At 60.2% G+C, this 7,352-nt stretch carries 8 protein-coding genes and 1 tRNA gene; 3 read left to right on the top strand and 6 right to left on the bottom strand.

Annotated elements, in window-relative coordinates; genetic code table 11:
- Nucleotides 1–623: carboxylating nicotinate-nucleotide diphosphorylase (nadC, locus tag V7665_RS07955; protein WP_335664000.1), on the top strand; the 623-nt coding region annotated here is incomplete at its 5' end.
- Between the two features lie 91 nt (nucleotides 624–714).
- Nucleotides 715–1,410, top strand: a complete 696-nt coding sequence (locus V7665_RS07950) for a ribonuclease T2 (protein ID WP_335663999.1) — start codon at nucleotides 715–717, stop codon at nucleotides 1,408–1,410.
- Between the two features lie 155 nt (nucleotides 1,411–1,565).
- Here the strand turns inward: V7665_RS07950 and V7665_RS07945 are convergent, their stop codons facing one another.
- From V7665_RS07945 to V7665_RS07935, 3 genes are read right to left on the bottom strand one after another with little or no spacing between them, the layout of a single operon-like run.
- Nucleotides 1,566–1,988: a DUF4112 domain-containing protein gene (locus tag V7665_RS07945; RefSeq protein ID WP_335663998.1), complete on the bottom strand. Its 423-nt coding sequence runs from the start codon at nucleotides 1,986–1,988 to the stop codon at nucleotides 1,566–1,568.
- Between the two features lie 31 nt (nucleotides 1,989–2,019).
- Nucleotides 2,020–3,504, bottom strand: coding sequence for an ABC transporter substrate-binding protein (locus tag V7665_RS07940; protein ID WP_335663997.1), 1,485 nt, complete (start codon nucleotides 3,502–3,504; stop codon nucleotides 2,020–2,022).
- Nucleotides 3,504–5,045 carry a peptide ABC transporter substrate-binding protein gene (locus tag V7665_RS07935; RefSeq protein ID WP_335663996.1) on the bottom strand — a complete coding sequence of 514 codons (1,542 nt, stop codon included), beginning with the start codon at nucleotides 5,043–5,045 and terminating at the stop codon, nucleotides 3,504–3,506. The genes V7665_RS07940 and V7665_RS07935 overlap by 1 nt, the downstream gene beginning before the upstream one ends.
- A 78-nt stretch (nucleotides 5,046–5,123) precedes the next feature.
- Between V7665_RS07935 and V7665_RS07930 the strand changes: the two genes are divergently transcribed.
- Nucleotides 5,124–6,305 carry an acyl-CoA dehydrogenase family protein gene (locus V7665_RS07930; protein ID WP_335663995.1) on the top strand — a complete coding sequence of 394 codons (1,182 nt, stop codon included), beginning with the start codon at nucleotides 5,124–5,126 and terminating at the stop codon, nucleotides 6,303–6,305.
- A 3-nt stretch (nucleotides 6,306–6,308) separates the two neighbouring features.
- Here V7665_RS07930 and V7665_RS07925 read toward each other — a convergent pair whose 3' ends face one another.
- From V7665_RS07925 to V7665_RS07915, 3 genes are all read right to left on the bottom strand, one after another.
- Nucleotides 6,309–6,782 carry a TspO/MBR family protein gene (locus tag V7665_RS07925; protein ID WP_335663994.1) on the bottom strand — a complete coding sequence of 158 codons (474 nt, stop codon included), beginning with the start codon at nucleotides 6,780–6,782 and terminating at the stop codon, nucleotides 6,309–6,311.
- A 97-nt stretch (nucleotides 6,783–6,879) separates the two neighbouring features.
- Nucleotides 6,880–6,965, bottom strand: a tRNA-Leu gene (locus V7665_RS07920).
- Between the two features lie 97 nt (nucleotides 6,966–7,062).
- The gene (locus tag V7665_RS07915; RefSeq protein WP_335663993.1) at nucleotides 7,063–7,344 is read right to left on the bottom strand and encodes an integration host factor subunit beta; all 282 of its coding nucleotides are present in this window, start codon (nucleotides 7,342–7,344) and stop codon (nucleotides 7,063–7,065) included.
- Nucleotides 7,345–7,352 lie beyond the last annotated feature (8 nt).

The following is a 7,352-nucleotide window of genomic DNA, read 5'->3' as shown; positions in this document are numbered from 1 at the left end:
TTGCCGAAGGCGAGGCGGTCGCGGCGGGCACCGATATCATGCGGCTGAAGGGCAAGGGGCGCGCGATGCTGACAGCCGAGCGCAGCGCGCTCAATACAGTGCAGCATCTGACCGGTATCGCGACCATGACCCATGACTATGTGCAGCGGATCAATGGTACTGGCTGCGTTCTGCTCGACACGCGCAAGACGATACCGGGGCTGCGGGTGCTGGAGAAATATGCGACGCGGATGGGCGGGGCGCAGAATCACCGCATGGGCCTGTGGGACGCGGCGATGATCAAGGATAATCATGTCGCGGTCGCCGGTTCGGTCGGCGAAGCGGTCCGGCGCGCGCGGGACGCGGGCGTCGAACAGATTATCTGCGAAGTTGACCGGGTCGACCAGATCGAACCGGCTTTGGCGGCGGGGGCAACGCATCTGCTGCTCGACAATATGGAACCGGCGACCCTGCGCGGGGCGGTGACATTGATCGGCGGGCGCGTGGCGACCGAGGCGAGCGGCGGCGTGACGCTGGAGACGATCCGCGACAAGGCGGAGACCGGGGTGGACTTTATTTCGGTGGGGCGTTTGACACAATCGGCACCGGCTGCGGATATTGGTCTGGATTTTGCGCAGGTTTGAAAATCGTCATCCCAGCGAAAGCTGGGATCCAGTCCAATGGGCTGAAATACGTTACGTTTGGGTTGGGCCCCAGCCTTCGCTGGGGCGACGGGTGGCTTTAATCCTATTGTTGGCGCTGGTTGCCACGCCTGCCCAAGCCCAATCCTACCAATGCCGCGCGCCATCCAGCCTCAGCGCCCCCGCCGAGCGCAAACCCACTTCCGAACCCCGCCGCATCAAACCCGTGACCGCCTATACGATGGCGCTCAGCTGGTCTCCCGAATTTTGCCGCACCCGCAAGGACAGCCCGCGCGACAGGACCCAGTGCAGCGGCGATGATGGCAGTTTTGCCTTCATTCTCCATGGCCTGTGGCCGGAAACACGCGGTCCCGCTTATCCGCAATGGTGCGCCCCGACCAGGCCGCTGCCAGCTGCGGTGGTGAGGCGCAATTTCTGCATGATGCCGAGCATGAAAATGATGGCGCACGAATGGGCGAAGCACGGGACGTGCATGACCGAGCGACCGGAAACCTATTTCCGGGTGTCGCGGATCATGTTCGATGCGGTGCGCTTTCCGGATATGGACCGGCTGTCGCGCAAGCCGCTGACCGCCGGGCAGTTTCGCAATGCCTTTGCAGCGGCCAATGATGGCGTGACGCCGGATATGGTGCGGCTGAAGGTGAATGTACGCGGCTGGTTGCAGGAAGTGAAGCTCTGTCTCGGCCAGAGTTTTCGGCCGCAACGCTGTCCGGTCTATATGCGGGCGGTGAATGCGGATAGTCCGGTCAAGATCTGGCGTGGGGGCTAGTCATTGTTCCCCTGCGCAGGCAGGGGCCCATCTCCTGCTCTTGTATATATCGGCAAAGGGAGGGACGAGCGCCGGCGGTTAGGCTAGTCCATACTTTTACCTCAGCGTCCGGCGGATAGTACAGGAGATGGACTCCCGCCTGCGCGGGAGCACAGCTAACCGTCAATCGTCCGGGTTCCCGGGTGATGCTTGTCGAGATGCTTGCGGATGATCTTCAGATTCTTTGTGTTCGAGCGCCAGAAAAAGTCGAACACGTCACCGGCGAACGGGATTGCGCCGAGCGCGGTATCAATGCCGACATTGGCCGCCATGCGGGTCAGTTGCAGCTTCGACATGCCAAGGTTGCGGGCTTCCCAGACGATATAGGCGCCCATTAGCGCGGTGACGACATCGCCGACCACCGGGATCAGGCCGACGATCGAATCGATGCCTATGGGGCGATTGATGCCGGGAATGACAAAGGCCCGCTCCAGCACTTTCTCCATTGCCTCGACGCGGTTGCGCACCGCCTGCGGATCGCGGCTTACGTCGGGCAATTGCTCAGCCAGACGCTTTAACTGTTCTTCGGAAATGGCCATTGGACCTCCCTGTCTTAGACTAGTCACACAGTTAGGATATGGGTATGCCGACCAGCGTGTTCAATGGATGCCAGCCGCGCGGATTGACGGCAAAGCCGCGCTGGCCTTGCCGGGCAATCGACCAGCGGATGGGAACGGCGATCGGGATGAAATTATAATGTTCGACTAGCATATTCTCGACCTCGGCATAGAGTCGGGCCTTGATCTGCAGATTGGTCGCCGCATCGGCCTCGGCGATTTTGGCATCGGCATCGTTCAGGCAGACCGAGGTTTTGGCGCAGGTGAACTGCTTTAAAAACCATTGGGCGCTGTCATAGGGCGCGATCTCGTCCATCAGTTCAACATCGGCGCTCTGATTCATGCCGACCCTTTTTGCGTCCAGACCCACTCTTTTGAGATCAGACTGGATGCGTTTGAACAGGATGCTGGCGCCTGCCGCTCCGGGCAGTGCAATGGTCAGCGGGACGACCGGCCCTTCCGAGGCTTTCCATCGGCTGACATGTTTTCGGGCAAAGACAATCCGGGCCTCCATGGTCATGCCGGCCCAGTCCGGATAAGTGTTGATCCCTTTGACATCGAGCGCCTCGGGAATGATCTTCAGCCGGCTCTGCCAGGCGCTGACGCCGGGAAAGGAAGTGAGCAGCGCAGGCCGGTTGATCGCCATTGCCAAAATTTCCCGGTTCGCCGGGACCGCCCAGAAACCATTGGCGCGGATGAACCGCAAGCCGAACAGTCCGGCGACCGGATCAAGCCGCAAGTCGCCGCTGCTGATATCTGCCGCATCGACGAGCGGGAGGTGGTGATATTTGCCGTTCAGCACGACTTGCACCGCTCCGGATCGATAGCGGGCGATGGCGTTAGCGGCTGGTTCGCTGCGCAGGGATACCCAGGGCTGATCTTCTTCTGCGACATTTTCTTCTTCTTCCGACGGCTCATCAAACTGCTTCAGTCTGATGCCCTTGTCCTCGCTCAGCAGGCGCATCGGTCCGGCACCATGGCCGGCCCGGAACAGGCCCATTTCCGGCTGGGCGAGCAGTTGCAGAAAATTCGGATGAGGTGAATCCAGCCTGATCTCGATAACCCTGCCGGTCATCGAGACCACTTCGTCGACCACCGAGACGTCATATTGCAAGCGGCTGCGACGCAATTCGGAAAAACGTTCGCGAAGCAGGCGGGCAACCCGTTCGGCGGTAACCTCCCGGCCATCATCCCATTTCGCATCGAACAGGCGAAAAATATAGCTCAGTCCATCCTCGGAAATGATCCAGCGGGCGGCGAGGGCAGGCACCACCCGGCCTTCAGCATCTAGTCCGACCAGGCCCTTGGCGATGGCGGCGCGCATCGTCGAGGAGGCAAAGTTCAGTCGCGTCCCCACCGGGTTGATCTGCGCTGGTCCATCCTCGATCACGGTGACTCTCACCTGATCCTCGTCCTCGGCAAAGCTGCAGGCACCGAGCATCGTTACGACAAGCGCTGCCGCGATGCTGTTCAGCAAGAATGTCGTACGGAAAATCATCAGGGCCTTATACGCAGAGTGCGGCTGGGATGCACATTGGAAATATTATCTTCCCATCCCGCGATCCGATCCGCCACGAGACTGCGGGTGACGTAGAAATAGAGCGGCAGGATCGGCATGTCGGCGATCAGCAGCGACTCGGCCTGGCGCATCAATTTCTGGCGTTTGGGAAGATTTGGTTCGGCGATCGCGCGCGCCAGAATCCGGTCATAATCCGGATTGTCATAGCCCGAATAATTGCCGGCGCCATTGGCCTGCTGGTGAACCAGCAGGAAATTTTCCGGCGTCGGCAGGTCGGCAATCCAGCCTGATCGGGCCAGCGCGAATTCATGCCGGCGCAGCGCGGCAAAATGCAGCGCGGCTTCGCTGTTGAACAGGCTGGCTTCGACTCCCAGCGGTTTCCACATGGCCGCCATTGCAACGGCAACCCGGCGATGTTCGGCTGAACTGTTGAACCGGATTTCGAACCGCAGGGGATTGGTCGGACCAAAACCGGCGGCAGCGAGCAATGCGCGCGCGCCTTGCAGGCGCTGTTCCCGCGGCCAGTCTGCCCATTCGGGCCTGGCAGATGCCGGGCCAGCCAGTCCCGGCGGCAGCAGTCCCCATGCCGGGATATTGCCGATACCGATCACCTTGTCGGCGATCCACTCGCGTTCGACCGCCATCGACAGGGCGACCCGGACCCTGCCATCATCAAAGGGTGGCGCGCGGGTATTGAAAGCAAAATAATAGCTGCCGAGATAGGGCACGCTATGGGCAGCGGCGGGATGGTTGTCCTTGAGCCATTGATGACGGCTTGCCGGATAATCCGCGGCAATATCGGCGCCACCGGACAGGAACAGGCGTAGCGCCGACAGGCTGTCTTCCATCGGTTTCCAGATGATGGTCGCGGTGGGCACCATTTCATCATGCCACTCGGGATTGCGTTCCAGCCGCGCGTGATCGTTCAGTTTCCATTCGGACAATCGATAGGGACCGCTGGCGATCATCGGGCGGTCGGAAGTCCATTTGTCACCGGCTTCGCTGATTCGGTGCAGCGGAATAGCCGCCATCGCCGGATGGGCAAGCAAGGCCGGCAGCGACGGGTCAGGGGAGGCGAGAGTCACGACCACGCTATTGCCATCAGCTGCTTCCACGGCGAGGATATTGCCAAACAGGGCCTTTGCCGGCGCTGCCGTTTCTGGCGCACGCAGGCGTTGCAGCAGGGCCGGAAAAAGCGTCGCATCAAAATCTGTGCCGTCTGAGAATCGCAAATTCTCCCGCAAGGCAAAGGTCCAGGTCAGGCCATCCGGCGCAATGTGCCAGTATTTGGCCAGTCCCGGCTCCGCTTCCCCTCTGGCACCCAGACGGGTCAGGCCCTCAAACTGGTCAGCGGCCACCCGGAGCGAGGACAGATCGGAGATTTTCTGCGGGTCGAGTCCCTTGATCTCCGAATCGGACAAGCGGACAATCTGCTCCGGACCAGGCACCGTGTCGATCGCCGGATCACTGGCGCAGGATATCAGCAACAGCATCGTGCAGAGAAGGGCAAGGTAGCGCATGTCACTCATCTATATGTTTTTGCTGGCTCAACAAAGCGGAACTCTTATGCTGCTCGCTTCGTTAGGGAGAATGGCTGAATGACCGGTTTGCAATATGATATTTCCAACATTGGCGCAGTGGGCCCCGCCATAATGGCTCTGCTCCCCGAAATTGCCGCACGCGCAGAGGAAACCGAAAAGGCGCGGCGATTGCCGGCTGATCTCGCGGCAAAGCTGGCGGCTGCGGGCGCCTTCAACCTGTCGAAACCGGCCGCGCTGGGCGGGCTGGAACTGGCGCCGCTCGACTTCATGAAAATTGTCGCCACGGTTGCCGAGGCGGATGCCAGTGCAGGCTGGTGCGTGATGATCGCGGTAACCTCGACTTTGGGCGCGGCCTATATGCCGGAAGCCGCAGCGCGGGAAATATTCGGTCCGGACGATGTCATCACCGGCGGCGTTTTTGCGCCGATGGGCAAGGCAGAGGACCGGGGAGACCATTATCTGCTCAGCGGCCAATGGCAATGGGGCTCGGGCTCGGCCAATTGTTCCTGGCTCGGCGGTGGCGCGATGATCTTCAAGGATGGTGAGCTACAGAAATTCGACAATGGAGCGCCTTATCACCGGATGCTGTTTTTTCCAGCCAAGGACGTGTCCTTCATCGACAGCTGGCATGTCGCGGGCTTGAAAGGCACGGGTTCCGGCGATTTTGCGGTCGAGGGTTTGACGGTTCCCAAGGATCGCAGCGTCTCCTTTGTTGGCGACCAGCCTCGCGATCCCGGCACCTTGTACAAATTTCCGCTCTTTGGCCTGCTGGCCCTGGGCGTGTCTTCGGTTGCGCTCGGCAATGCCCGGGCTGCGCTGGAAGAAATCAGGACTATCGCGATCCACAAGAAGACGCCGGGCGGCGGTCGTTCGATGGCGCAACGGGCAACCGTTCAAGCCGAACTGGCGCGGGCAACGGCCCATCTGGGCGGTGCCTTTGGCTATCTGGAAAATGCCATCGGCGAATGTTGGGCAGAAGCGCAGGGCAGCGAAGAGATTTCCGCCAAAGGCCGGGCCAAGCTGCGCCTTGCCTGCGCCCACGCCACCGAAATATCCGCTGAAGTCTGCAAGACCGCCTATACATTGGGCGGCGGCGCGGCGGTCTATTCGGACAATAGCCTGCAACGCCGTTTCCGTGACGCGCATGTCGCCACCCAGCATATCGCTACCGCACCGGCGGTGTTCGAACTGGCTGGCCGGATATTGCTGGATCAGCCGGTGGATATGGCGATGCTGTAACCGTCAGCCAAATGGACGGTTGAGCTGCACGATTTTGGCATTGAGCATGGCGGCAAAGGAGACCCACAGGAAATAGGGCAGGATCATGATGCCGGCCAGCGAGTCGAGACTCCATGTCAAAGCCAGCATAGCGGCGACCGACAGCCACAGAAAGACGACCTCGACGAGCGCCCAGTCGGGCCGTTGATATTTGAAGAACAGCGGTGACCAGAGCAGGTGGAACAGGAAATTGGCTGCATAGACCGCGATCAGCATGGCTTGCCCGGATTGGCTGTGGGCTTGATCCCACGACAGGATGCCCGCCCAGGCCGCCAGTCCCAATATGATCATCCACGCGGGCCCGAACAGCCAGTCTGGCGGCTGCCAGCTGGGCTTTTTGAGGTCCCGGTACCAGGGGCCGATGTCGGTCAGCAACCCGCCGGCACCCGCGAGGATGATTGCCCAGAATATTGCTGCGATAATGGCGGGGTTAAACATGGTTTCGCCTCGATGATATTTTCGACGGAATAGTCCGTCGCTGTCGCTCGGGAAATGTAATCCAATTCGTCCGCGAGATAATCCTATAGTCTTAAACTGGTGCGGACGGCGGGACTCGAACCCGCACACCCATTCGGATAGCAGATTTTAAGTCTGCTGCGTCTACCATTTCGCCACGTCCGCACCGGTAGCTCCAACCTGAAGTCGGAGCCTAGCGACAAGCATTATTGCGCGCGTGCGGTCAAGTGCGCAGACGCAAAATGTCAGAATATTTCAAGAACTAGTCCTTGTTCAGCTGCTCGCGGATTTCTTTGCCGGGCTTGAAATAGGGCACTCGCTTGGCCGGAACCTCTACCGATTCCCCCGTGCGCGGGTTGCGTCCGGTGCGCGGTCTTCTCTGACGCGTTGAAAAGGCACCAAATCCACGGAGTTCCACCCGACCGCCTTCGGCCAGCTTCTGGCTGATCTGGTTGAAAAACAGGTCGACAATTTTTTCGATTTCATCCGGCTTCAATTCCGGATTCTCTTCTGCCAGTTTTTCCAATAGTTCCGAACGTATCATCGGGGCGC

The organism is Parasphingorhabdus sp., assembly GCF_036964675.1.
In the GTDB taxonomy this organism is placed as follows: Bacteria; Pseudomonadota; Alphaproteobacteria; order Sphingomonadales; family Sphingomonadaceae; genus Parasphingorhabdus.
The sequence above is the reverse complement of the archived record's forward strand: the minus strand, read 5'-3'. Positions and strand labels throughout refer to the sequence as shown.

Bases quoted from the DNA above. Each gene is read 5' to 3' on its own strand.
- V7665_RS07940 (WP_335663997.1), bottom strand. From the start codon at position 3,504: ATGATTTTCCGTACGACATTCTTGCTGAACAGCATCGCGGCAGCGCTT.
- V7665_RS07925 (WP_335663994.1), bottom strand. From the start codon at position 6,782: ATGTTTAACCCCGCCATTATCGCAGCAATATTCTGGGCAATCATCCTC.
- V7665_RS07915 (WP_335663993.1), bottom strand. From the start codon at position 7,344: ATGATACGTTCGGAACTATTGGAAAAACTGGCAGAAGAGAATCCGGAA.
- V7665_RS07945 (WP_335663998.1), bottom strand. From the start codon at position 1,988: ATGGCCATTTCCGAAGAACAGTTAAAGCGTCTGGCTGAGCAATTGCCC.
- V7665_RS07930 (WP_335663995.1), top strand. From the start codon at position 5,124: ATGACCGGTTTGCAATATGATATTTCCAACATTGGCGCAGTGGGCCCC.
- V7665_RS07935 (WP_335663996.1), bottom strand. From the start codon at position 5,045: ATGCGCTACCTTGCCCTTCTCTGCACGATGCTGTTGCTGATATCCTGC.